This is a genomic window from Clostridium amazonense, from assembly GCF_056431285.1.
Genome location: NZ_JBWKMH010000022.1, coordinates 1 through 1,235 on the forward strand (window position 1 = coordinate 1; position 1,235 = coordinate 1,235).

At 22.4% G+C, this 1,235-nt stretch carries 1 tRNA gene; it reads left to right on the forward strand.

Annotated features, from left to right (window positions below):
* The first annotated feature begins 29 nt into the window (after positions 1-29).
* Positions 30-105, forward strand: a tRNA-Lys gene (locus AC07E4_RS08235).
* Positions 106-1,235 lie beyond the last annotated feature (1,130 nt).

Here is a 1,235-nt window from a genome sequence, read left to right on the forward strand (position 1 = left end):
TGGGAGGGTAGGTTGTCGCCAGGTCATATGGTTCACTAGCTCAGTCGGTAGAGCACATGACTTTTAATCATGGTGTCCGGGGTTCGATTCCCCGGTGAGCCACCAAAGCTCTTAGTAGAAATACTAGGAGCTTTTTTGTTGTATAGAAATTAGATAAGATTATTTATAACCAGTAAAACAAATAATCCACAAATTAATTTATTAAATTAATATTATACACATTCTATTATTTAAATGGGGATAAAGTTAGGATGGCAATATGCTAATTGAGTGCTAGTATATATATTAAATTTTACGTACTTATTTTAGAAACTTAAACTATCACTTAGAAATAATATAGGATAAGATTTTAGATGTTTTTAAAGGTGAGATTTAAAATTTGATGGTTATTAAAATAGTGTACACACTTTTTATATTTTTAGCAGCTTGATAAAAGATAGATTATATATAAGAAGAAATTTATAAAATAGAAATTGAAAATGGGTTTATTTTTTTAGGAAAATATATATCCTTAATAAATATGATCTAATTATGAAATCATTGTTTTAAAATAGGTATTGATAACTAGATCCTTTTTTTATATAAAGAATAAATTTTATTGTGAAATATTATTTTAAATAATTAATAAGTTAAATTAAACTGAAGACATTAATGTAATTTAAAATTTGTGCAGGATTTTATAATATATAAGTATAAAAATATAAATTTTAGGGAAAATAAAATTTATATTACTTTAATAAAATATTATTAAGTATTTAAGTATAAATATAAGTGTTTATATCTACATATAGTAATATAAATAAAATAAATTAAATTTTGAACTTTTTACATGTATTTTACTTTTGAGACAATAGTACAGTAGATAAATAAGAAGAAATTTATTTTGTAATTTTCATATAATTTAATAAAAATATAAATACTTTACCTAGTGTATCACGAATATAAAATACAAGAAAATATGAGAAATATGTAGTAATATGGATTTAAATTGATATCATAGCATAACAATGCAAATTTAATAGTTATTTTTTAGATATAATAAATCTTGTCGCTGAGGCAAACAAGTAATTGAAGCCAAGCGATGTAGATATAAACTTAAAAAACATTTTAAAAAAGTGTTGACAAAAAAGTTTAAATCTAGTAAAATAGAAAAAGTCGTCAGGTGATGATGACACATTGGTCTTTGAAAATTAAACAGATAATATATAGGTAAAACCAGTTAATTCATTGAGATT